At 66.8% G+C, this 22796-nt stretch carries 24 protein-coding genes and 1 tRNA gene; 8 read left to right on the top strand and 17 right to left on the bottom strand.

Going from position 1 to position 22796, the window contains the following annotated elements; translation table 11 throughout:
• Positions 1 to 71: 71 nt before the first annotated feature.
• Positions 72 to 671 carry an HdeD family acid-resistance protein gene (locus tag QRN21_RS17940; RefSeq protein ID WP_056278726.1) on the bottom strand — a complete coding sequence of 200 codons (600 nt, stop codon included), beginning with the start codon at positions 669 to 671 and terminating at the stop codon, positions 72 to 74.
• Between the two features lie 179 nt (positions 672 to 850).
• Between QRN21_RS17940 and QRN21_RS17935 the strand changes: the two genes are divergently transcribed.
• From QRN21_RS17935 to QRN21_RS17925, 3 genes are read left to right on the top strand one after another with little or no spacing between them, the layout of a single operon-like run.
• Entirely contained in the window at positions 851 to 1249 is a 399-nt protein-coding gene (locus QRN21_RS17935; RefSeq protein ID WP_232224559.1) for a helix-turn-helix transcriptional regulator, read from the top strand.
• A gap of 5 nt (positions 1250 to 1254) precedes the next feature.
• Entirely contained in the window at positions 1255 to 1665 is a 411-nt protein-coding gene (locus tag QRN21_RS17930; protein WP_056279056.1) for a VOC family protein, read from the top strand.
• Positions 1666 to 1690: 25 nt separating this feature from the next.
• Complete coding sequence (locus QRN21_RS17925) at positions 1691 to 4042, top strand: ATP-binding cassette domain-containing protein (RefSeq protein ID WP_056278728.1); 2352 nt, start codon at positions 1691 to 1693, stop codon at positions 4040 to 4042.
• A gap of 66 nt (positions 4043 to 4108) precedes the next feature.
• Here QRN21_RS17925 and QRN21_RS17920 read toward each other — a convergent pair whose 3' ends face one another.
• Positions 4109 to 4954: a class I SAM-dependent methyltransferase gene (locus QRN21_RS17920; protein ID WP_285365557.1), complete on the bottom strand. Its 846-nt coding sequence runs from the start codon at positions 4952 to 4954 to the stop codon at positions 4109 to 4111.
• A gap of 100 nt (positions 4955 to 5054) precedes the next feature.
• Here QRN21_RS17920 and QRN21_RS17915 point away from each other — a divergent pair, with 100 nt between their 5' ends.
• Positions 5055 to 5381: a hypothetical protein gene (locus QRN21_RS17915; protein WP_053096077.1), complete on the top strand. Its 327-nt coding sequence runs from the start codon at positions 5055 to 5057 to the stop codon at positions 5379 to 5381.
• A 121-nt stretch (positions 5382 to 5502) separates the two neighbouring features.
• Here QRN21_RS17915 and QRN21_RS17910 read toward each other — a convergent pair whose 3' ends face one another.
• Genes QRN21_RS17910 through QRN21_RS17895 form a run of 4 tightly spaced genes read right to left on the bottom strand, consistent with a single transcriptional unit; the run spans position 5503 to position 7936 of the window.
• Entirely contained in the window at positions 5503 to 6612 is a 1110-nt protein-coding gene (locus QRN21_RS17910; RefSeq protein ID WP_285365554.1) for a GNAT family N-acetyltransferase, read from the bottom strand.
• Between the two features lie 34 nt (positions 6613 to 6646).
• Positions 6647 to 6979 (bottom strand): ArsR/SmtB family transcription factor, encoded by a 333-nt coding sequence (locus QRN21_RS17905; protein WP_072591278.1) that lies wholly within the window; start codon positions 6977 to 6979, stop codon positions 6647 to 6649.
• A gap of 27 nt (positions 6980 to 7006) precedes the next feature.
• Positions 7007 to 7552, bottom strand: coding sequence for a GNAT family N-acetyltransferase (locus QRN21_RS17900; protein ID WP_285365551.1), 546 nt, complete (start codon positions 7550 to 7552; stop codon positions 7007 to 7009).
• A 15-nt stretch (positions 7553 to 7567) separates the two neighbouring features.
• The gene (locus tag QRN21_RS17895; RefSeq protein WP_056278755.1) at positions 7568 to 7936 is read right to left on the bottom strand and encodes a VOC family protein; all 369 of its coding nucleotides are present in this window, start codon (positions 7934 to 7936) and stop codon (positions 7568 to 7570) included.
• 96 nt (positions 7937 to 8032) lie between these two features.
• Between QRN21_RS17895 and QRN21_RS17890 the strand changes: the two genes are divergently transcribed.
• Both QRN21_RS17890 and QRN21_RS17885 read left to right on the top strand, forming a co-directional pair.
• A complete protein-coding gene (locus QRN21_RS17890) occupies positions 8033 to 9358 on the top strand; it encodes an MFS transporter (RefSeq protein ID WP_053096080.1) in 1326 nt (441 codons plus the stop codon).
• Between the two features lie 84 nt (positions 9359 to 9442).
• Positions 9443 to 9592, top strand: coding sequence for a hypothetical protein (locus QRN21_RS17885; RefSeq protein ID WP_285365548.1), 150 nt, complete (start codon positions 9443 to 9445; stop codon positions 9590 to 9592).
• A gap of 16 nt (positions 9593 to 9608) precedes the next feature.
• Here QRN21_RS17885 and QRN21_RS17880 read toward each other — a convergent pair whose 3' ends face one another.
• The 6 genes from QRN21_RS17880 to polA form a co-directional block, all read right to left on the bottom strand.
• A complete protein-coding gene (locus tag QRN21_RS17880) occupies positions 9609 to 10364 on the bottom strand; it encodes a formylglycine-generating enzyme family protein (protein ID WP_285365547.1) in 756 nt (251 codons plus the stop codon).
• Positions 10361 to 11119, bottom strand: a complete 759-nt coding sequence (locus tag QRN21_RS17875) for an SGNH/GDSL hydrolase family protein (protein ID WP_056278756.1) — start codon at positions 11117 to 11119, stop codon at positions 10361 to 10363. Before QRN21_RS17875 ends, QRN21_RS17880 begins: the two co-directional genes overlap by 4 nt.
• Positions 11120 to 11156: 37 nt before the next feature.
• On the bottom strand, positions 11157 to 12509 hold the full coding sequence (locus QRN21_RS17870; RefSeq protein WP_072591281.1) for an MFS transporter: 1353 nt from the start codon (positions 12507 to 12509) through the stop codon (positions 11157 to 11159).
• Between the two features lie 42 nt (positions 12510 to 12551).
• Entirely contained in the window at positions 12552 to 13586 is a 1035-nt protein-coding gene (locus QRN21_RS17865) for an LLM class flavin-dependent oxidoreductase (RefSeq protein ID WP_285365543.1), read from the bottom strand.
• 53 nt (positions 13587 to 13639) lie between these two features.
• Positions 13640 to 15316, bottom strand: a complete 1677-nt coding sequence (locus QRN21_RS17860; RefSeq protein WP_285365541.1) for a DUF885 domain-containing protein — start codon at positions 15314 to 15316, stop codon at positions 13640 to 13642.
• A gap of 102 nt (positions 15317 to 15418) precedes the next feature.
• Positions 15419 to 18052, bottom strand: coding sequence for a DNA polymerase I (polA, locus tag QRN21_RS17855; protein WP_285365539.1), 2634 nt, complete (start codon positions 18050 to 18052; stop codon positions 15419 to 15421).
• A gap of 45 nt (positions 18053 to 18097) precedes the next feature.
• Between polA and QRN21_RS17850 the strand changes: the two genes are divergently transcribed.
• Entirely contained in the window at positions 18098 to 18526 is a 429-nt protein-coding gene (locus QRN21_RS17850) for a hotdog fold thioesterase (RefSeq protein ID WP_285365537.1), read from the top strand.
• On the opposite strand, the gene QRN21_RS17845 is transcribed toward QRN21_RS17850, so the two are convergent.
• Together QRN21_RS17845 and QRN21_RS17840 are read right to left on the bottom strand one after the other, a co-directional pair.
• Positions 18501 to 19064 (bottom strand): GNAT family N-acetyltransferase, encoded by a 564-nt coding sequence (locus tag QRN21_RS17845; RefSeq protein WP_285365535.1) that lies wholly within the window; start codon positions 19062 to 19064, stop codon positions 18501 to 18503. The genes QRN21_RS17850 and QRN21_RS17845 overlap by 26 nt on opposite strands.
• Before the next feature lie 3 nt (positions 19065 to 19067).
• The gene (locus QRN21_RS17840; protein ID WP_042536652.1) at positions 19068 to 19688 is read right to left on the bottom strand and encodes an ANTAR domain-containing response regulator; all 621 of its coding nucleotides are present in this window, start codon (positions 19686 to 19688) and stop codon (positions 19068 to 19070) included.
• Positions 19689 to 19789: 101 nt separating this feature from the next.
• Between QRN21_RS17840 and QRN21_RS17835 the strand changes: the two genes are divergently transcribed.
• Positions 19790 to 19872 (top strand) — tRNA-Leu (locus QRN21_RS17835).
• Positions 19873 to 19888: 16 nt separating this feature from the next.
• Here QRN21_RS17835 and QRN21_RS17830 read toward each other — a convergent pair.
• From QRN21_RS17830 to pyk, 3 genes are all read right to left on the bottom strand, one after another.
• Entirely contained in the window at positions 19889 to 20431 is a 543-nt protein-coding gene (locus tag QRN21_RS17830) for a hypothetical protein (RefSeq protein WP_285365532.1), read from the bottom strand.
• 72 nt (positions 20432 to 20503) lie between these two features.
• On the bottom strand, positions 20504 to 21163 hold the full coding sequence (locus tag QRN21_RS17825) for an esterase/lipase family protein (RefSeq protein ID WP_285365530.1): 660 nt from the start codon (positions 21161 to 21163) through the stop codon (positions 20504 to 20506).
• 136 nt (positions 21164 to 21299) lie between these two features.
• Positions 21300 to 22751, bottom strand: coding sequence for a pyruvate kinase (gene pyk / locus QRN21_RS17820; RefSeq protein WP_053096089.1), 1452 nt, complete (start codon positions 22749 to 22751; stop codon positions 21300 to 21302).
• Positions 22752 to 22796: the final 45 nt, after the last annotated feature.

The following is a 22796-nucleotide window of genomic DNA, read 5'->3' as shown; positions in this document are numbered from 1 at the left end:
GGGCTGGCCGGGGGGGGGGGGGGGGGGGTGGGGGGGGGGGGGGGGGGTGGGGGGGGGGGGGGGGGGGGGGATCAGAGCGCGGAGTCGGCCTTCGCCGATGCCACGAACTCCTTCGCGTCCTTGCCCAGTGTGATCGCGCGCACGATCTGCACGATTCCGAGGGCGACGAGCGAGATGCCGAGCACCAGCCAGAGCACGGCTGCCGCGTACAGGGGCGAGAAGAGGACGACGATACCGGCGATGATGCTCAGCAGAGCGTAGAGCAGCGTCCAGACTCGCGAGCCGTCCTTTCCGAGAAGCGACAACGCGACCACTCCGTCGACGATCCAGCTGATGCCGATGAAGATGACGACGACGAGCGCCAGAGTGGCAGCGGCCACGCCGAGGTTCGCGAACGCGATGACGCCGGCCACGATGTACACGAGGCCCAGCACGATGTGGCCGACTCGAGCCCACCCGCCCTTCACGCGGGAGAAGATGCCGAGTCCGATGTAGACGAGGCCCGCGATCACGAGGTAGGTGGCGAAGATGCCCGTCACGATGACGGCGGACTTGGCGGGCCAGACGAGCAGGACGATGCCCGCGATCAGTGCGATGACACCGGAGACGGCCAGGACGACTCGAATGGACTTGAACAGCGATTTCGCTTCGGAAGCGAGGGAATCAGTCATGGTGGAGACCCTTTCTGAGAAAATCCTGTGAGGGATGCTGACAGAGTAGCGCTGTCCGGTGACGGATGGGGGAACCCGATATCGATATGTCGCCGACGTTCACACTCCGTCACGCGCGGTCATGGCAAAATCAGGGGGTGACCTCGGACGATGACGCGCGGCTCCGCGAGCTCGTCGTGATGCGCAAGGTGCGGGATCGGATCGACCGCGAGTACGCCACGCCTCTCGATGTGGAGGCGCTCGCCCGCGGAGCACACATGTCGGCCGGCCATCTCAGCAGGCGCTTCAAGGAGACCTACGGCGAGTCGCCTTACTCCTATCTGATGACGCGGCGGATCGAGCGCGCGATGGCTCTGCTGCGCCGCGGCGACCTCAGCGTCACCGAGGTGTGCTTCGAAGTCGGATGCTCATCGCTGGGCACGTTCAGCACTCGATTCACGGAACTGGTCGGTGTCCCACCCCGCGTGTATCGTGAGCGCGCCGCTGACGTCGACGGCATTCCGACGTTCCAGGCGAAGCACGTCATCCGACCGATCAGGAATCAAGAAGCGCCGCGCACGGGCGCGCACCTAACGTGAGTCTCATGAACATCAGCATCCACTACGCATTCCTTCCTCACACCGATGCCGAGGCGGCTCTCGGCTTCTACCGTGACGCCCTCGGCTTCGAGGTGCGCAACGACGTCGGCTACGACGGCCTGCGGTGGCTCACGGTCGGTCCCGCGGGGCAGCCGGAGACGTCGATCGTGCTGCACCCGCCGGCAACCGATCCCGGGATCACGGACGCCGAGCGCCAGACGATCCTCGAACTCATCGCGAAGGGCAGCTACGGCGCGCTGACTCTCGCGAGCGACGATCTCGACGCGGTGTTCGAGCGACTTGTCGACAACGGCGCCGATGTGGTGCAGGAGCCCATGGATCAGCCCTACGGCGTGCGCGACTGCGCCTTCCGAGACCCCGCAGGCAACCTGCTCCGAATCAACCAGGCCGGCTGACCCCGGTCGCTACTCGAGGATCACCATGACGACGCACCCCGCTGACGGCCACGACATCATCCGCGTACAGGGTGCGCGCGAGAACAACCTCAAAGAGGTGAGCGTCGACATTCCCAAGCGTCGCCTCACCGTCTTCACCGGAGTCTCCGGATCCGGCAAGAGCTCGCTGGTCTTCGACACGATCGCCGCCGAGTCACGGCGCATGATCGACGAGACGTACAGCGCGTTCGTCCAGGGCTTCATGCCGTCGGTCCCGCGTCCGGACGTCGACGTGCTCGAGGGACTCACGACCTCGATCATCGTCGATCAGGAGCGTCTCGGCGCGAATCCGCGATCCACCGTCGGAACGGTCACCGACGCGAACGCCATGCTGCGCATCCTCTTCAGCAAGCTCGGTGACCCCTACATCGGAGGCCCGACGGCGTTCTCGTTCAACATCCCGACTCAGAAGGCCAGCGGAGTGATGACGGGGCCGGGCGGCGAGAAGAAGATCGTCAAGGACGCCATCTACCTCGGCGGCATGTGCCCTCGATGCGAGGGCAGGGGAGCGGTGTCGGATCTCGACCTCGCGCAGATCGTCGACGAGTCGAAGTCTCTCGACGAGGGAGCGATCATGGTTCCCGGCTACACGGCGGACGGCTGGATGGTGAAGGGCTTCTCCGCATCGGGCTTCTATCCCGCCGACAAGCCGGTCTCGGAGTTCACCGAGAAGCAGCGACAGCTCTTCCTCTACGGTGAGGTCACCAAGGTCAAGATCTCGGGCATCAACATGACGTACGAGGGGTTGATCCCCAAGATCACGAAGTCGATGCTCTCGAAAGACCTCGACGCGCTGCAGCCGCACATCCGCGCCTTCGTCGAACGCGTGGCGACGTTCGCGACATGCCCGGAGTGCGATGGCACCCGCCTCACCGAAGGAGCGAGGTCCTCCAAGATCGACGGCATCAGCATCGCCGATGCCTGCCGCATGCAGGTGACCGATCTCGCCGAGTGGGTGAGAGGCTTGGAACTCCCCGGGGCAGCGCCCCTGCTCGAGGCGCTGAGTGCGAACCTCGACGCGTTCGTCACGCTCGGCTTGGGATACCTGAGCCTCGAGCGCCCATCAGGGACGCTGTCCGGGGGAGAAGCGCAGCGCATCAAGATGCTGCGTCACCTCGGGTCGTCTCTCACCGATGTGACGTACGTGTTCGACGAGCCGACCATCGGCCTCCACCCGCATGACATCCAGCGGATGAACACCCTTCTGTTGCGCCTGCGCGACAAGGGCAACACCGTGCTGGTGGTGGAGCACAAGCCGGAGACCATCGCCATCGGAGACCACGTGGTGGATCTCGGTCCCGGCGCCGGAAGCGCCGGCGGTGAGATCTGCTTCGAGGGGACCATCGAGGGACTGAAGGCCAGCGGAACCCGCACCGGCGCCCACCTCGACGATCGAGCCGCGCTGAAGGATTCGGTGCGCAGTGCCACCGGCGCGATCGAGATCCGAGGCGCCTCGGCCAACAACCTGCAGAACGTCGATGTCGACATCCCCACCGGGATCCTCACCGTCGTGACCGGGGTCGCGGGTTCCGGCAAGAGCTCCCTGATCCACGGGTCCGTGTCGAAGCGCGAGGGGGTCGTGGCGATCGACCAGGGCGCGATCAAGGGATCACGGCGCAGCAATCCCGCCACCTACACGGGCATGCTCGAACCGATCCGCAAGGCGTTCGCCAAAGCCAACGGCGTCAAGCCGGCCCTGTTCAGCGCGAACTCCGAGGGTGCCTGCCCGACCTGCAAGGGCGCCGGTGTCATCATCACCGAACTCGGGTTCATGGACACGATAGAGACACCCTGCGAGGACTGCGGCGGCAAGCGCTTCCAGGCTGCCGTCCTCGAGTACAAGCTGGCGGGCAAGGACATCACCGAGGTCTTGGATCTCCCGGTCGCCGAGGCACGGGTGTTCTTCTCCGAGGGGGAGGCGAAGCTGCCGGCGGCAGCGACGATCCTCGGACGCCTCGAAGATGTGGGCCTCGGTTACCTATCGCTGGGACAGCCGCTGTCCACCTTGTCCGGAGGCGAACGCCAGCGCATCAAGCTGGCCATCCAGATGGGGGAGAAGGGCGACACGTACGTGCTCGACGAGCCGACCACGGGGCTCCACCTCGCTGACGTCCAGAACATCCTCGGACTGCTCGATCGACTCGTCGAATCCGGAAAGACCGTGATCGTGATCGAGCATCACCAGGCTGTGATGGCGCACGCCGACTGGATCATCGACGTCGGTCCCGGCGCGGGCCACGATGGCGGCCGCATCGTCTTCGAGGGAAGCCCCGCAGAACTCGTGGCTGCGCGATCGACGGTCACGGGCGAGCATCTGGCAGAGTACGTCGGCGCGTAGAGCGGGCGGCTGGCGTCATGTCACGAGCCGTGTCGCCAGATGAGTACGAACCTTCGCGACGAGCGATCAGTCCTTGCGTGCGACCACGGTGTACGTGCAGGGGAGAAGGTTCCGTTCCGCTTCAGGCCAGGCATACCCGCCGGGGACCTCGACCATCCGAGGACTGAACCGCCAGGGGAGTGTTCGCCCCTCGTCGAAGTGCAGAAGACGAAGGCCCGCTTTCAACAGCGACCCCAGGATCTCCGAGAGCGGGTGCGGCCATTCGTACGTGCGCGGGTGCGCGACCTTGCCGTCCCCGGCGTAGGTCGATTCGTCGTCCCATCGCTGCGCCCGGCCGTCACCGAAATACGGGTAGCGGGTCACGAGCGTCGGCGCATCTTCGTCGAGCGCGTACAGAGCAGGATGTCCGTCGCGGATGAAGAACGTGCCTCCCGGACGCAGCAGGCCGACGATCTGAGCGGCCCAGCGGTCGAGGTCGTCCAACCAGGTGATCGTGCCGATGCTCGTGTAGACGACATCGAAGTCACCCGTCACGGCTGCGCGTGCGTCGAGGACGTCCGTCTCGATCCATGTCGCCGAAACCCCCGTGCGCTCGGCCAGCGCTTCGGCCGCAGCAAGGGCCGGCGCCGAGAAGTCGACGCCGGTGACGGTCGCTCCCGCACGGGCCAGCGAGACGGAGTCGGTACCGATATGGCATTGCAGATGGCACAGGTCGAGTCCCGTGATTCTGCCGTCGGGCAGGAATCGGCGAAGCACCGGGAGATCGGCACTGACGACGTCGCTGAGATGCGAAGGATCGTCGAACTCGTCGAGACCGTAGGCGACCTCATGCAGCGGGACGCGATCGTTCCAGTTGTCCTGATTGGCGTCGCGGGCGACCGTCCAATCGATGTCGATGTTGCTACCGTTCACGCCTAGAGCCTAGCGATGCGCTCGCATCGTTCTCGTAGCAAACAACGAGTCGCGGATCAAGGGAGATCTTGTCGACGGCGACATCCTCTAGAAAAGCAGCATGCAGAAGATCATCTACGCCGGAGATGAGTACCTCACTGGAGATGCGATCGCCGATGCGCTGCTGGCTTACAGCCGAGCACTGGGAGACGATGAGCGTGCCGAGATCGTCGAGATCCCGGTGCGGGAGAACGACGGCGGCACAGCAGTCGCGAAGTTCCTCATCGGTCCAGCGAGCCAGATCGTGTCCAAGGAGGCCGCTGGCGAGGGTCCGGAGATCGAGGATCCCGAACTCGTCGAGCGACTGCGACAGCGCACCCGTTCTATCGAGTCTCCGACGAGTCAGCCGCTGGAGATCGAGTATCCACCCGGATACGACCTCGAATGACACCGGCCGTCCCGCGGCGTTCTGGACGACGGCGCAGCCGGAGCCATCGAAATGGGTAATAGCCGATAATGCACATTATGTCAGTTCGAGGGAAAAGCGCCCTCTCCCGGAGGCCTGAGCGTCACCAGGGCGTACCCCTCAGATCGACGTCCCCCGGCGGCCATCGCGAGTCAGATGCGTCGTAGATGAGTATGGGAGTTCCGAAGGGCTCGGTCGTGTCGGAACCGTCGGCGATCGATATGTGACGTTCTTGCGCGCGGATCCGCCTCCAGCCGGTGCTCTCATAGAAAGGCACGACCGCCTCACGGCATCCGAGGTACCCGAAGTCGACCAGCGCGTCGTCCCGCATCGCCTGCTGGGCACGCGCCATCACCCGTCGCCCGACCCCACTGCCGCGCCAGTCGGAATGCACGAGGACTCCCCCGGTTCCGGCGACGACGATCTCGTGGCCGCCTGCACTGATCGTGCGTCGCTGAAAGCCGACATGCGCGATCACGATCCGGCCGATCGACAGCATCACATGAACATGCGCCGGCGAATACCCGTACGGGCGGTCAGGATTCCAGGCGCCGTGCGTCACGCGGTACTCGGAGTCGAAGAGTTTGCCGAGCGCTGACAACTGCGATGTGGAAAGATCCTGATGCTCGACGAGCTCGGTGCGTTCGATCGGGGTGTGCTCGGTCCCGAGGTCGCGGACCGTGATGAGGGTGCGACCGTGCTCGCTGACGCGGCCCAATCGGCCCGAATCCACGAACCCCAGCTTGTCGAGCACGCGACGCGAACTCACGTTCCACTCCCAGACTCCCGCCCACGCACGGCGATAGCCCGCTTCGGCAGCCCACCGCAGGACCGCCGTCGCGGCCTCCGTGGCATATCCGCGATTGTGCACGGCCTGGAGGAGCTCGAACGCTACCTCGGGCTCCTCATCGTTGCCGTTCGCGTCGAAGACGAGCCCGCAGTATCCGTAAACCTCCCCTGACACCGCGTCCTCCACTGTGAGCAGGCTCGATCGCTCCGAGGCCGGATCGGTGATGTGCGCGGCGATGTCGGACGCCGTCGGGTGTCCGGCTGCGTCCAGCTTCCGGTGCGCCGGCACGTGCTCATCCCGCTCGGTCCAGAGCGTGTGGAAGACGGTCGCGTCGGTGGCGGTCTGCGGCCGAAGGATCAGGCGCGCCGTCCGCAGGCGACCAGAAAGGGGTCTTGCGCCCGCTCGGCCGGATGTGTTCGTCACGGGGCCTCGGGGTTCTCGGCCGCCAGCGTGTCGATCATCGGGGCTCCTCCAGTCCTGCAGCGACCACTTCGAGTCGATCGGTACGGGAATCCCAGATTCGGCGCTGAGCGTCGAGCCAGTCCCCCACTGTGGCGAGTCGATCGCGGTCGAGGCTGCAGGTGCGCACGCGTCCGCGTTTGGTCGTGCGGATGAGACCATTCCCCTCCAGTGTGCGCACGTGCTTCATGAAAGAGGGCAGCGTGATCGCGAACGACTTCGCCAACTCCCCCACGCTCGCCGGACCCGATCCGAGAATCCGGATCACCTCCCGCCGCGTCGGGTCTGCGAGCGCGAGGAATACTCCGTTCACGCCGTCATGGTTAGCCATAGATGAAAGTATTCTGCACCTGGACGGTTAGCGCAAGGGCAAAGTGTCGCGGTGCCGCACCATGCACACGAGGGCCTCGCGATCCTCCCAGGATTCGACACGCAGGAAGTCCCGGGATTCATACAGACGGATCGCCGCATCACGCCAATGCCAGACGGACAGCCGGACAGGGGAACCCGCGACCTCCAGGGCGGCATCGAGCAGAGCACCGCCGACGCCTCGTCCCCGCACGCTCGGATCCGTCCAGAACCTCTTGACCTCTGCTTCTCCGGCGACCGGCCGGATGACGACCACTCCCACGGGCTGATCGTCCAGCTCTGCGATGAGCACAACGCACCCGGCGTACGCCAGAGCGGGGTCATCAGCCTCCTGCCTGTAATGCGGCGGCAGCGTGCCGGGCGGGGATGGCACTGCGATCCCGTGCTCCCGCTTCTCGTCCTCGGTCTGGAGGAGGTACGTCCGCACGAGATGGGTCACCGCAACCGCGTCGGAACCGTGCAGGTTCGTCCGCCGGATGCGGACAGAGGCGCGCTCGGGGCGTATGAGTGTGTCGAGATCAGGCTGTTCGGTCACAGGTTCATTCTGCCCTCAGCGTGAGGACCAGACGCCGAGCTCGTTGCCGCTGGGGTCGAGGAAGTGCAGGCGGCGGCCGCCCGGGAACTCGTACGGACCTTGCACGACCGCACCGCCGGCCTCGGTGATCGCCGCCTGGGTGGCATCCAGATCGTCGGAGTACAACAGCACGAGAGGGCCACCGGGCGGGCGTCCCTGATCGGAGAGGAGCAGCCCGCCGACCTCGGATCCGTCGCCTGTGAGTGACGCGATGCCTGCATAGGCGGGACCGTAGTCGACGAAGACCCAGCCGAAGGCGTCGCGGTAGAACCGCTTCGCCGTCTCGAGATCATTGACGACGAGTTCGACGTAGTTGATGGCGTGGTGCACGGGTGCGGGTGTCATGCGGCCACGCTAGCGACAGCATCCGACATGCGCCAGACAACCGAGAGGGCGGGCTGTGCGACAGGGGAGGTCGCGACCAGGAGTACCGTGGGAGGAGTGCATCAGGTTCCCCGCTCCCCCGTGACCGCCCCGGGATGGAGAGCCTGGCTCATCTGGGGTGTCGGCGTCGCGGCGTACGTCCTGGCGATCACGAACCGCACCTCCCTCGGCGCCGTCGGGGTGGAGGCCGCGGATCGATTCCAGGCCGACGCGTCGACCCTCGCGCTGTTCGCCGTGGTCCAACTCGCCGTCTACGGCGGAATGCAGATTCCGATCGGCATCCTGCTCGACCGTTTCGGCTCGCGCCCGATCATGACGATCGGCATGCTGCTCATGGCTGCAGGTCAGCTCACCATGGCCCTCTCCCCCGGCATCGGCATCGCGATCTTCGCGCGCATCCTGCTCGGCGCCGGCGACGCGGCGATCTTCCCGGCCGTGCTGCGGCTCGTGGCGACGTGGTTCCCTGCGCAGCGCGGGCCGATCATGGTCCAGTTCACCGGCATCATCGGGCAGGCGGGACAGTTGATCGCACTCGTGCCCCTCGCCGCACTCCTGCACGCGACGACGTGGACGATCACCTTCGGCAGCATCGCGGGGCTCGGCGTGCTGTTCACCATTCTCGTCGCGCTCGTCATCCGCAATCACCCGGCGGAGCGTGGGGCCGACGTGACGGTCAACACCGACACGGGTGTGATCCGCGTCGTCACGTCGGCGATCGACACCGGTGTCGGCATCCGCGCCGCGTGGGCGCACCCCGGCACCCGCCTCGCGTTCTGGTCGCACTTCACGACACCTTTCGCGGGCACGGCGTTCATCCTCCTCTGGGGAATGCCCTTCCTGACCGCAGCGCAGGGGCTCGACACGGCGCATGCTGCGGGCATCATCTCGGTGTATGTGATCGCCGGAATGGCACTGGGCCCCATCATCGGAGACCTCTCGCGTCGGCTGCCGAATCAGCGTTCGCTCGCACTCGTCCTTCCGGCCGTCGGGGTGCAGGTCGTCGCATGGGTCGCCGTCCTCGCCCTGCCCGAACCGGCTCCGCTCTGGCTGCTCTACGTCCTCGCCGTGGCACTCGCGACGGGAGGCCCGGCGAGCATGATCGCCTTCGACCACGCGCGCACGCACAACCCCTCGCATCGTCTCAGCACGGCCACAGGAGTGACGAATGCCGGTGGCTTCATCGCCGCTCTCATCGCGATCTTCCTCATCGGTCTCGCACTCGACCTGCAGGGCGCGGGGACGCCGGAGACCTACTCGCTGGAGGCGTTCCGAGTGGCGTTCCTCATGCCCATCCCGCTGTGGATCCTCGGTGTCACCTTCATCGTGATCGAACGCAAGCGCACCCGCATCCGGATGGGGCTGGATCCTGAGCGGCGACGCTGAGGAATCCTAGGATGGTGCTCATGCCCCGAGCTTCACCTTCTCGAACGAGGACTCGGAATCGGACTCGGAATCGGAAGGATGCTCGTGCAGGGCATCGTCGATGATCTGCAGGAGACCTCGACCGTGAAGCGCATCATGCTCGCCACCAGCGATGCGGACGGCCTCTACGCGAAGTTCGGCTTCTCCGAGCCGGAGGGACCGAGCCGGTACATGATCAGGCCCATGTCGCGATGAGACGGCCTCGAGCGATTCAGCGCCCTGGGCGCCGCAACGGCGTCCAGCCGAACGGCACCGGGCCGTCGAACGCTGCTCTCTCCTGGTCGGCGCGCGTCGACCACCCCTGAGCTTCTCCCGGAGTCTCATACGCGCCGCGCGCGACTCGAAGCCCGACGTCCTCATGGTGCATGCGGGGTCCTCCCCCGCGACGCACCGAGGCGCGGACGCTCCACGAATCGTCTGCGAAGCCGCCCCCGCGGAACACGCGATAGTCGTCGTATCGCGCGGGATCCAGCAGATCCCAGCACCACTCCCACACGTTGCCGAGCATGTCGAACAGCCCGTTGAGGTTGGGCAGCTTACCGCCGACCTCCTGGGGAGCCGACACACCGTCGGCACTCGTCCACGCGGCCTCGGCGAGAGGTGCATAGTGCGGCCCCGTCGACCCTGCCCGGCACGCGTACTCCCATTCGGCTTCAGTCGGGAGACGATAGCCCTCTCCGGTCACGTCCCACGTGACGTCCTCGCCGTCGAATCGGTAGACCGGGGCGAATCCCTCCCACTCCGATGCGGCGTTGCAGAAGTGGATCGCGCGCAACCAGCTCAGGTCCGCGGCCGGTCGACGGGGATGGCGTGAGGAGATCGGAAGGATCTCCGCCAGCTGCTCCTCGGTGATCGGGAAGACGCCGATCTCGAAATCCTCGAGACTGACGGTGCGTTCCACCTTTCGGCGCGCATCATGCAGTGTGACCGACCCGCCCCGGATCGGGCGCATCTCGATATCGGTCACGCCTGCGGCACCCTCTCGACCCAGTCGGGGTACTTCGCGGCACGTCCGTCACCGGACGAGGTGCGCGTGACGCGTCGCCTGACCCACGGGCCGACGAACTCTCGATAGTAGGCGAGCCCCGCGGGGCCACCCGCGGTGAGGGCTGTCGGTGACCACCAGGTCGACGGAGGCTCGTAGCCCAGCCCCTGCAGCACCCGTGCGGCGACTCGGTGGTGACCGGCGGCGTTCATGTGCAGGCGGTCCTCGGACCAGTACTTCGCATCTGCCAACTCGCGGTCGGGCCAGTTCAATGCGCGCACGACATCGTCGCGCCCTTCGACGCGTCGAAGCACGGCATCCGAGAGCTGGTCGCCTCGCCGCTGCACGAGCGATCCCATCGGGAGCTGGCCGCTCGGATTCGCTCCGGAGAGGAGGATCAGGGTGACGCCTTCTTCGTCGCAGCGGCGCAGGACCCGGCTGAACGCGTCAGCGATGTGCTCGAGGTCGGTCCGCGGCCGCAGCATGTCGTTGCCTCCGCCGTTGAACGACAGGTGGGTCGGGCGCAGCGCGAGCGCCGGCTCCAGCTGCTGCTCGACGATCGGCCAAGCCAGCTTGCCGCGGATGGCGAGGTTGGCATAGCTGATCGAATGGCCGGCGGCATCGGCCCACCCCTGAGCCACGAGATCGGCCCAGCCTCGCTCGCGGCCGTCGGGCAGCACATCACCCACTCCCTCGGTGAAGGAATCTCCGATGGCCACATAGCGAACGTCTGTCACCTCGACAGCCTATTCCCGCTCGCCGACACCAGGCGCATCAGCGGTCGTCGAGCGCCATCCCGCCGCGATCGACCAGGCCCCACGCCGCCGCGGCCGCGACCACGAAGCACGCGCCGAACACCGCGAACAGCACCGGCGCGCCCCCGGCGACGAGAACGACCGGCACCGCGAGCGGAGCGATGATGGACGCGATACGCCCCACTCCGGCGGCCCATCCCGCGCCGGTGCCGCGAAGCGAGGTCGGGTAGATCTCCGGGGTGACCGCGTACAGCGCACCCCATGCGCCCAGGTTGAAGAACGAGAGAGCCATGCCCGAGGCGATGATCGCGGCTTCGGTCGTCGACGTGCCGAAGAAGACGGCCGAGACCGCCGAGCCGATCAGGAAGACCGACAGCGTCGTGCGTCGACCCCACACCTCGATGAGCCACGCGGCGACGGCGTAACCCGGAAGCTGCGCGAGCGTGATGATGAGAGTGAAACCGAACGAGCGGACGAGATCGAAGCCTGCATCGACCAGGATGCTGGGGATCCAGATGAAGGCGCCGTAGTACGCGAAGTTCACGCACAGCCAGACGACCCATAGACACAGGGTGCGCACGCGGAACTCGCCGTTCCACAGTGTCGTCAGACGAGCTCGCGTCGTCACGGCGATCGCCCGCGACATCGGCTCGCGTCTGATCGCAGGCCCCGGCTCGACACCGGCGTCGGCCTCGAACGCCGAGACGATGCGATCGGCCTCGGCGATGCGCCCGCGCGACGCGAGCCACCGAGGCGATTCCGGCAGTCCCCAGCGCACGATCAGTGCGTAGACCGCGGGGATCGCGCCGAGGGCGAACGCCCAGCGCCAGCCGGCGTCGGACGCGGGGATCACGAAGAAGCCGATCAGTGCGGCCGCCGTCCATCCCACCGCCCAGAACGCCTCGAGGATGACGATCAGTCGGCCTCTGATGCGCGCCGGCGCGAACTCGCTCACGTACGTCGACGCCACGGGAAGCTCGGCGCCGAGCCCCAGCCCCACCAGGAAGCGCAGCACGAGAAGCGCGGCGAGGCCGCTCACGAGCGCACTCGCTCCGGTGGCGATGCCGTAGATGAGCAACGTCAGAGCGAAGACCTGGCGCCGTCCGAGCCGGTCGGCGAGAAGTCCGCCCAGCGTTGCGCCGATCGCCATTCCGATGAAGCCGACGGAGGCGATCCACCCGGCATCCGCCTTCGTCAGGCCCCACTGCTGGGTGAGTGCGGCGAGGATGAACGAGATGAGTCCCACGTCCATCGCATCCAGAGCCCACCCCACGCCTGATCCTGTGAGCAGACGAAGGTGGCGGCGCGTGAACGGAAGCTCATCGAGACGCCCGGCGATGGACGCCCGGCTCGGCAGCGCGGTGTTGGCCATCCCCTCATCGTAGAGGGGAGCGCCGCGCTGCCGAGTCCCGCGTCAGTCCTGGGCCGCCAGCAGCTTGCGCACCCGAGGGATGACCTCGGACCCGTAGAGCTCGATGCTGCGCATCATCGAGTCGTGCGACAGCGTGCCGGTGGCGTACTTCATGTCGAATCGCCCGAGTCCGAGCGTCGTGACGGTGTCGGCGATCTTGGCCGCGACCCGGTCGGGAGAACCGACGTAGAGGGCACCCGCGGGACCGACGTCGTTCTGGAACCGCGCCCGGCTGTAGGGAGGCCACCCGCGCTCGCGACCGATGGTGTTGTTCATCGCTTCGAAACCGGAGTACGCGGCCTCCCACGCCTCCTCGTCGGTATCGGCGATGTGACCAGGCGAGTGCACCGCGATCGGATGCGACGTCGTGCCGAAGGATGCGATCGAGCGGTGGTAGAGGTCGACGAACTGACGGAATCGCCCCGCAGGACCTCCGATGATCGCGAGCATCAGGCCCAGTCCGTGGCGGGCGACCCGCACGACGGATTCGGGGCTGCCGCCGACACCCACCCAGGTGCGCAGACCGTTCTCCGTCTTCGGGAAGACATTCGCGTTCTCGAGCGATGCGCGCATCGAGCCGGACCAGGTCACCGGCTCCTCCTTGAGGAGCTCGACGAAGAGGTCGAGCTTCTGCTCGAAGAGCGCGTCGTAGTCGCGGAGGTCGTATCCGAAGAGCGGGAAGGACTCGATGAACGATCCGCGCCCGAGCACGACCTCGGCGCGTCCGTTGGAGAGCGCGTCGAGTGTCGAGAACCGTTCGAAGGCGCGCACCGGGTCGTCGGAGGAGAGCACGGTGACGGCGGTGCCGAGGCGGATGTTCTCTGTGCGCCCTGCGATGGTGGCGAGCACCATCTCCGGGGACGACACCGCGAACTCCTCGCGGTGGTGCTCCCCCACGCCGAAGAAGTCGACACCGACGCTGTCGGCTCGCTCCGCCTGCTCGACGATGTTGCGGATCGTCTGCGCGCCGGTCAGGAGCTCGCCGTCGTCGCCTCTCGTGATGTCTCCGAAGGTGTCCAGTCCGAACTCGATGCTCATGTCAGCCCTTTCTATTCAGCTGAATGAACAGCGCACACCGGCGCGGCATTCCCTCAGCGATTCAGAAGTGCCGTGCGGAGCGTGTCGAGTCCGACCCCGCCCATGTCGAGCGCGCGCTTGTGGAACTCCTTCACATCGAAGTCCGCGCCACGCTCCGCCTGATACGCATCGCGCACCTGCTCCCAGATGCGCTGCCCGACCTTGTACGACGGAGCCTGCCCCGGCCAGCCCAAATACCGGTTGACCTCGAACTGCACGAACTGATCGGACATGTTCACGTTCTTGCGCATGAAGTCCAGGGCGTAGTCGGCATCCCACGTGCCCTGACCGTCGAGACGAGGTTTGCCGAGGTGCACACCGATGTCGAGCACGACGCGGGCTGCGCGCATCCGCTGCCCGTCGAGCATGCCGAGCCTGTCCGCCGGGTCGTCGAGGTAGCCGAGCTGCTGCATCAGACGTTCGGCGTACAGCGCCCATCCCTCGGCATGTCCCGACGTCCCTGCGAGCAGACGGCGCCAGGAGTTGAGCTCCGCGCGGTTGTAGACCGCCTGGGCGATCTGCAGGTGGTGCCCCGGGACGCCCTCGTGGTAGACGGTCGTCAGTTCCCGCCAGGTGTCGAACTCGGTGACGCCTTCGGGCACCGACCACCACATCCGGCCGGGGCGTGAGAAGTCGTCGGTGGGGCCGGTGTAGTAGATGCCGCCCTCCTGCGTCGGAGCGATCATGCACTCGAGGGTCCGGATCGCCTCCGGGATGTCGAAGTGCGTCGCGCCGAGCTCTGCGACGGCACGGTCGCTCGTCTCCTGCATCCAGCGCTGTAGAGCATCGGTGCCCACGAGCTTGCGGGACGGGTCGGCCTCGAGATGGGCGACAGCCTCTTCGACGGTGGCTCCGGGCAGGATCTCGTTCGCGATCGCGGTCTGCTCCGCGACCATGCGGGCGAGTTCTTCGCGGCCCCATTCATAGGTCTCGTCGAGGTCGATCGTCGCGCCGAGGAAACGTCGCGAGTTGAGCGCGTAGAGTTCTCGGCCGACGGCGTCCGTCTCAGTCGCTGCCGGTGCCAGCTCGTCCGCGAGGAAGCTGCGGAGCTCGTCGTAGGCGACCCGAGCGGCGGCCGAGTTGTCGGCCAGAGTACGGGCGAGCGATGCGGGGAGATTGCCGTCCTGAGGCGCTGCCTCGGCGACGAATGCAGCGAAGAATCCGTCGTCGGCGGTATAGCGATCGATCTGCGTCGCGACTTCCACGACCTGACGGCGTGCGGGGGTCACTCCGGCGGCGATGCCTGCACGAAGGGTCTCGGTGTAGCCCCGGAGCGCATCAGGGACCGCGGCGAGGCGGGTGGCGATGACGCTCCAGTCGTCCGCCGTCGCGGTGGGCATCAGGTCGAAGGCCGACCGTACGTCCTGCGCCGCCGACGCGATGACGTTCAGGTCGCGCAGGTGCCAGTCGGCATCGTGGAGTTCGAGGTCGAGACTCAGCTCGGCGGCCAGATCGGTCTTGGTGACCTCATCGATCGCGTCCACGGGTTCGAGCGCTTCGAGCGCGGCGAGGGTCGAACGAGTCGCTCGCGCGATCTCCTCGTGCCCCTCGGGGCTCAGGTCGCCGAAACGGTCGTTGACGTCGTCCCGGCCGATGTAGGTGCCGAGCGTCGGAGCGAGCACCGCGATGGTGTCGACCCACTCATCGGCGACTCTGTCGATGGCAGACGGTGTGCGAGAGGAAGAGGTCATCCCTCCAGCGTAGCCCTGCGCCCCGGCGCAGGATATTGGTACCCGTCGCCGGCGCTGCCGGCCCTCGCGGTCGCACCCGTCGTCACGGACGCACGGTCGGAATCAGTGCGCCGCCTCGTTCCAGTCCTGCCCGCGCCCGACCTGCACGTCGAGCGGCACGGTGAGATCCGCCGCATCGCCCATGCGAGTCCGAACGATCCGCTCGGCCGCGTCCCACTCCCCCGGTGCGACCTCGACGACGAGTTCGTCGTGGATCTGCAGCAGCGCACGCGAGGACAGTCCCTCCGACCTGAGGTCTTCGTGGATGTGCAGCAGCGCGATCTTCATGATGTCGGCCGCGCTGCCCTGGATCGGTGCGTTGAGCGCCGCGCGCTCGGCGTTCTCGCGCAGCACGCGGTTGGGGCTCGCGAGGTCGGGGAAGGGTCGCCGCCGCCCGAAGATGGTCTCGGTGTAGCCGACCTCTTTGGCCTTCATGACGGACGCCCGGAGGTAGTCGCGTACCGCTCCGAACCGCGCGAAGTACTCGACCATCAGCTGCTTCGCCTCGGACTGCTCGATGCGGAGCTGCTTCGACAGGCCGAACGCGGAGAGACCGTAGACGAGGCCGTAGGACATCGCCTTCACCTTCGTGCGCATCGCGGACGTCACCTCGCTCGGTTCGACTCCGAACACTCGCGCGCCGACGAAGCGGTGGAGGTCCTCACCGCTGTTGAACGCCTCGATGAGGCCTTCGTCGCCGGACAGATGGGCCATGATGCGCATCTCGATCTGCGAGTAGTCGGCGGTGAGCAGCGACTCGTACCCCTCTCCCACCTGGAACGCGCTGCGGATGCGACGCGACTCCTCGGTGCGCACCGGGATGTTCTGCAGGTTCGGGTCTGTGCTCGACAGGCGCCCGGTCTGGCTTCCGGTCTGCACATACGTCGTATGCACGCGGTGATCGGTTCCGATCGCGGTGTCGAGCGACTCGATGATCTGGCGGAGTTTTGTGGCCTCGCGGTGCTGCAGCAGCAGACCGAGGAAAGGATGCGGATGCGACTCCTGGAGATCGGCGAGCACCGCAGCATCCGTGGAGTATCCGGTCTTCGTCTTGCGGGTCTTGGGCAGCTGCAGGTCGTCGAACAGCACCTCCTGGAGCTGCTTCGGAGATCCGAGATTGAACTCGCGACCGACGATCCCGAATGCCTCCTGTGCGAGGCGGTCGGCGCGCGTCGCCAGCTCGCCCGAGAACGTCGAGAGGACGTCGTGCGACACCGCGACTCCCGCGACCTCCATGTCGGCCAGGGTGAGCAGGGTCGGAAGCTCGATGTCGGTGAGCACAGCGGCGACCGACTCGGGGATGTCGTCACGCAGAGCCGTGGCGACGCGGAGCGCGAACCAGGCCTCCTGCGATGGGGTGGCGCCCTCCGTCTCCGGCACGAGCTGCGAGGGATCCGCCTCGGGGAGCTTCTCTCCGAGATACCGTTCGACGAGGTCGGACAGGGTCTTGTCGGGGAAGCTCGGTCGCAGCAGCCAGCCGGCGAGACTGGTGTCGTAAGCGAGTCCCTGGAGTCGGATGCCGAGGCGCAGCAGCGCCTTCACCTGGGGCTTCGCATCATGCAGCACCTTGGGGCGCGTCGACTCGAGCCACGGTCTCAGCACCTCGATGTCGTCATCGTTCCAGTCGAGTTCGCGGAGCTCGCTCGCGGTCGCGGCGCCGAGACGCGTCGGTGCCCCGCCCTGCACGACGATACGCAGTGCGACGTCGTCCGTCTGCGCGTCGGCCCAGCTGACGAACTCGGCTGCGGTGACCTGCGTCGGTTCGGGCAGCACCACCGTCGCGGCCGGATCGTCGGCGACCTCGCCGGCGCCGACTGCTTCGAAGACACGGGGCAGCAGGGTGCGGAACTCGAGGCGGGCGAAGATGTCGCGCACGGCCTGAGCGTCGATCGGGGCGACCGCGAGGTCGTCGGGAGCGACGGGAAGCTCGACGTCGCGCAGCAGTCGGTTGAGCCGACGGTTACGGCGCACGTCCTCGATGTGATCGCGCAGGTTGCCGCCCACGACCCCCTTGATCTCATCGGCTCGCTCGAGCAGGTCGTCGAGCGAACCGAACTGCGTCAGCCACTTGACGGCGGTCTTCTCCCCCACCTTGGGCACGCCGGGGAGATTGTCGCTCGTCTCGCCCACGAGAGCCGCGATGTCGGGATACTGCTCGGGCCGCACTCCGTAGCGTTCCTGCACGGTCACCGGGTCGTAGCGCTTGAGCTGCGAGACGCCCTGCACGGACGGGTACAGCAGCGTGACGTCGTCGGTGACCAGCTGGATCGTGTCACGGTCTCCGGAGACCACCAGGACGTCGTATCCCTGCTCCGCGCCCTGCGTCGAGAGCGTCGCGAGGATGTCGTCGGCCTCGAAGCCCTCTTTGGTGAGCACCGGGATCGACATCGCCGCGAGGCAGTCCTGCAGCAGCGGGATCTGACCCCGGAACTCCTGCGGGGACTCCGACCGCGTCGCCTTGTATTCGGGGTACTGATCGGTGCGGAACGAATGACGGGAGGTGTCGAACGCGATCGCCATGTGCGTCGGCTGCTCGGCCTTGATGAGGTTCACCAGCATCGACAGGAAGCCGTAGATGGCGTTCGTGTGCTGATTGTCTTTCGTCGTGAAGTTCTCGACCGGGAGGGCGAAGAAGGCACGATAGGCGAGCGAATGGCCGTCGACGACCATGAGGGTAGGCTTTGCGGAGTCCGTCACCCTGTCAGCCTAACGAGGACGACAGACACCCGCTGAGGAGGAACCATGAGCGACACTGCCACCAGTGCAGGACTCGACTGGGCGACAGCCCGCGGAATGGGTGCTCTCGCTCAGAAGATGGGCATGGAGTTCGTCGAGTTCACCACCGAGCGATGCGTCGCGACGCTCCCGGTCGAGGGGAACACACAGCCCGTCGGCCTCATGCACGGCGGTGCCTACGTGGTTCTCGGCGAGTCGCTCGGCTCGATGGCGGCGAACCTGCACGCGGGCCCGGGCCGACTCGCGGTCGGGGTGGACATCAACGCCACCCACACGCGCTCCGCCACGTCGGGTGTCGTGACGGGCGTCTGCACACCCGTCCATCTCGGCCGCAGCATCACCGTGCACGAGATCGTCGTGACCGACGATCAGGGGCGTCGTTGCTCGACCATCCGGATCACCAACATGATCAAGGACGCTCCCGCGGCAGGCTGAGCGGCTCGACCAGCAGCAACTGGAACAGCAGGTGATCCTGCCACTCCCCCGCGATGCGCAGGTACTGCGGCGCGATACCGATGCGCTCGAAGCCGTTGTCGGCGAGCACACGCTGTGAACCAGAGTTGTGCAGGAGGGTCGCTGCCTGCAGCCTGTGCAGCTGCACCTCGTCGCGGGCGTACTCGGCGACCCGGTGGACGCCGCGGGAAGCGAGTCCCCGCCGCAGACGCGTCCTGTCGACCCAGTAGCCCAGGTCCGCATTCCAGAAAGCCCCGCGGACGATGTTGTTAAGGTTGATCCTTCCGCGGATCTCACCATCGGACGACTCGATCACGAACCGGATGTTCCGACCGGCCGACGCTTCGATGACGCACTGCTCCGCATGGAACTCCTGCCACTCCGGAGTGAAGAACTCCGGAGCCCTGAGCGGTTCCCACGGCGCGAGATGGTCGCGATTCGCGGAGTACGCTCTCGCGAGGGCCGCGCCGTCGCCGGTCCGGACCGGACGCAGAACATGCTCTGCGTCGAGTGGAAGCAAAGGCTACTTCTTCGGAGCGAGCTGCTCGATGATCGCCTTCGCCACGTCCTGCATCGTCAGACGGCGGTCCATCGATGCCTTCTGGATCCAGCGGAACGCCTCGGGCTCGGAAAGGCCCATCTTCTCGTTGAGCAGTCCCTTGGCGCGGTCGACGAGCTTGCGGGTCTCGAAGCGCTCGACCATGTCGGCGACCTCGGCCTCGAGCGTGATGATCTGCTCGTGGCGAGCGAGAGCGATCTCGATGGCGGGCAGCAGGTCGTTCGGCGTGAACGGCTTGACCACATAGGCCAGGGCGCCGGCCTCGCTGGCCCGTTCGACGAGTTCCTTCTGGCTGAATGCCGTGAGGAGGACGACGGGTGCGATGTTGCCCTTGTGCAGCTTCTCCGCGGCGCTGATGCCATCGAGCTGCGGCATCTTGACGTCCATGATGACGAGATCGGGGCGCAGCTCGGTCGCCAGCGCCACGGCGGTCTCTCCGTCGCCGGCCTCGCCGACGACATCGAAGCCGTTGTCGCGGAGGATCTCGACGATGTCGAGACGGATCAGCGACTCGTCCTCGGCGACGACGACGCGTCGGGGTGCGGATGACGTGGGCTGCTCGGCTGCCTGTTCTTGCTCGGTCACAGATCCATCCTAGTGGAGAGCGCCTCTGAGGTCCCCCGATGCCGCGGCGCGTGAGGATCGACACTGATCCGCTGCGCTAAAGTCGAAGACGCGACACACGAGCCGGCGTGGCGGAATGGCAGACGCGGAGCACTCAAAATGCTTTGTCCGAAAGGGCGTGTGGGTTCGAGTCCCACCGCCGGCACATCAGAGAACAGCCCTCAGACGAGTGACCAGATCTCATCGTCGATGAGCAGGTAGCGATCCAGTACGGGCCGCATGGCCGCGTGCAGTTCGCGCTCCGCGACGGCAGGATGCTCTGCGAGCACGACCCGCGTCGGCACCGCCGCACGGATGATCGCGTCGAGGTTCTCGTCGGAGGCGTCCACCGGGGCTCCGTCACTCAGCACGGGCATATAGGTGCCGCCACCGTAGATGCGGGCTCCGTCCTCCGCCGCGATCGTCTCGGCGACGCGCGTCTGCGCGAGCGGCACCGGCACGCACGCGATCGCGTCGCACGTTCGGAATCGACGCTTGAGGCGGTAGCGGACCCCGATGCTGCCGGGCTTCGACGACGTCATCGGATCAGCCATCACCGCAGCAGGGTCGGCCGGGGCCTCCGAACGACCCGCACCGGGCACGCCGCACGGCGGCCGGGCGCTGTCGAGGCGCGCGTCCGTGGCGGGTTCGATGGTCGCTTCATCCATGGGCACGGCGCCCGCGTGGTCTGTCACGGCGTGCGCCAGCACCAGAGTATCCGTCATGCGCTGAGAATCCGTCATGTCGCGGCGCCGACCGGTCCCGAGACGGTGCCGCGGGCGCCGAGGTCGACCCGCTCAGGGTTCGGAGAGAGACGCGACCTCGCCGAGGACGCGAGGATCCGCGAGGATCCGGAAGTGCCCGCCTGTGTCGAGCCGGACGTTCCGGCGCGCACCCGGCAGTTCGCTGCCCTCGGGGATATGCGGATCGAAGGTGGCGTACACCGATACGATCCGTTCGTTCACGTCCTGATGCCGAGCGAGCGCCACGATCGAGGGGTGCGAGGGGGCGAAGGCCCACAGGGACGGGACAGGGAGTATCCGTGCGTACCGGGAACCGCCGAAGGGAGTCGCGACCGCCAACATGGCGCGCACTCGAGTCCCCGCCGGGCCGGCCATCGCGAGCTTCCCCGCGAGTCCGCCCTTGCTGTGCGCGACGAGCAGCACGTCGGACAGGTCCGCGCGCTCGAGGAAGGCCGTCACGACCCGCGCTGCATCCCGCACGGGACGCTGATTGCGTCTCAGGGCATCGACCACGTAGATCGGATGGCCGCGATCATGCAGGGCCGTGATCAGCGGTTGCATGAAACGCCATGTCTCGTAGACCCCGGGAAGGATGACGATCGGAGCAGCATGGCCCCCGGCGAACGAAGACGGATCGCGGCGGTCGAAGGCCGAGCGCACCTGCCAGTAGGCGGCATAGGCGTAGTCCGCGATCCACCAGCGGGCCCGTCTCACGAGATCGATGATGTCCCCTCCCCTGGTGGCCGCGCCGCATCCGTCACGCCAGACGATACCAACCGCCAGGACTCCCCGGCGACGGATACGACGAAGGGGCGGAACCGTGGCTCCGCCCCTTCGCCTCTTGCCTGGATCAGACCGTGGCTTCCTTGTAGATCGGAGCCGCGCCGTTCACGGCGTCTCCGACCTTGTGCACGCGGATGTCGTTGGTCGAGCCGACGATTCCGGGAGGGGAACCGGAGATCACGACGACCTTGTCACCCTCGACGGCGAGTCCGCTGCTGAGCAGATAGTCGTCGACCTGCAGATACATCAGGTCCGTGTGCTGGACCATGTCGACGAGCTTCGAGCGGATGCCCCAGGTGAGCGCCATGCGACGGCGGATGCTCGGCTCGGGTGTGAACGCGATCATCGGGATGCGCGAGCGCAGACGCGAGAGACGACGCGCCGAGTCACCGGACTGGGTGAACACGCAGAGGAACTTCGCGTCGACGAACTCGGCCACCTCGAGAGCGGCGAGAGTGATCGCACCACCCTGCGTGCGCGGCTTGTTCGTCAGCGGGGCGATGCGCTCGAGTCCGTGCTCTTCGGTGGACTCGATGATGCGAGCCATCGTCTCGACGACGACGACCGGGTAGTCACCCACGCTGGTCTCGCCCGAGAGCATCACGGCATCCGCGCCGTCGAGCACGGCGTTGGCGACGTCGGAGGTCTCGGCGCGCGTCGGCACCGGGCTGTTGATCATCGACTCGAGCATCTGAGTGGCGACGATGACGGGCTTCGCGTTGCGGCGTGCCAGTTCGACAGCGCGCTTCTGGACGATCGGCACGGCCTCCAGAGGCAGCTCGACCCCGAGGTCGCCACGGGCGACCATGATCGCGTCGAACGCGTCGACGATCTCCTCGAGAGCGTCGACGGCCTGCGGCTTCTCGACCTTGGCGATGACGGGGACCTTGACGCCCTCCTCTGCCATGATCTCGTGCACGCGGCTGACGTCTTCGGCGTTGCGGACGAACGACAGGGCGATGAGGTCGGCGCCGATGCGCAGGCCCCAACGGAGGTCGTCCTCGTCCTTCTCGCTGAGCGCGGGGACGTTGACGGCGACGCCGGGCAGGTTGATGCCCTTGTTGTTCGAGACGGCGCCCGCGACGATCACGCGCGTCGTGACGGTGACTCCGTCGGTCTCGACGACCTCGACGCGGACCTTGCCGTCGTCGATAAGCAGGAAGTCGCCCGGCTTGACGTCGTTGGGCAGGCCCTTGAACGTCGTGCCCGAGATCTCCTTGTTGCCGATGATGTCTTCGGTCGTGATCTTGAAGATGTCGCCTTCGGCGAGCTCGTAGGGACCGTTCTCGAACTTGCCGAGACGGATCTTCGGCCCCTGAAGGTCGACGAGGATGGCGACGGCGCGGCCCGCATCGTCGGCAGCGCGACGGACGTTGGCGTAGTTGTTCTCGTGCACGGAGTAGTCACCGTGGCTGAGGTTCAGACGGGCGACGTCCACTCCGGCGTCGATGAGTGCACGCACGGTCTCGTACGTGGAGGTGGCGGGGCCCAGGGTGGCGACGATTTTCGCGCGTCTCAAAGATTGCTCCAGGGTAGTGGGGGATGGAAATCAGGCGACGGTGCC

The organism is Microbacterium sp. LMC-P-041, from assembly GCF_030209555.1.
Classification (GTDB): domain Bacteria; phylum Actinomycetota; class Actinomycetes; order Actinomycetales; family Microbacteriaceae; genus Microbacterium.
Note: the sequence above shows the minus strand (reverse complement) of the source record. Positions and strands in the feature narration are given on the sequence as shown.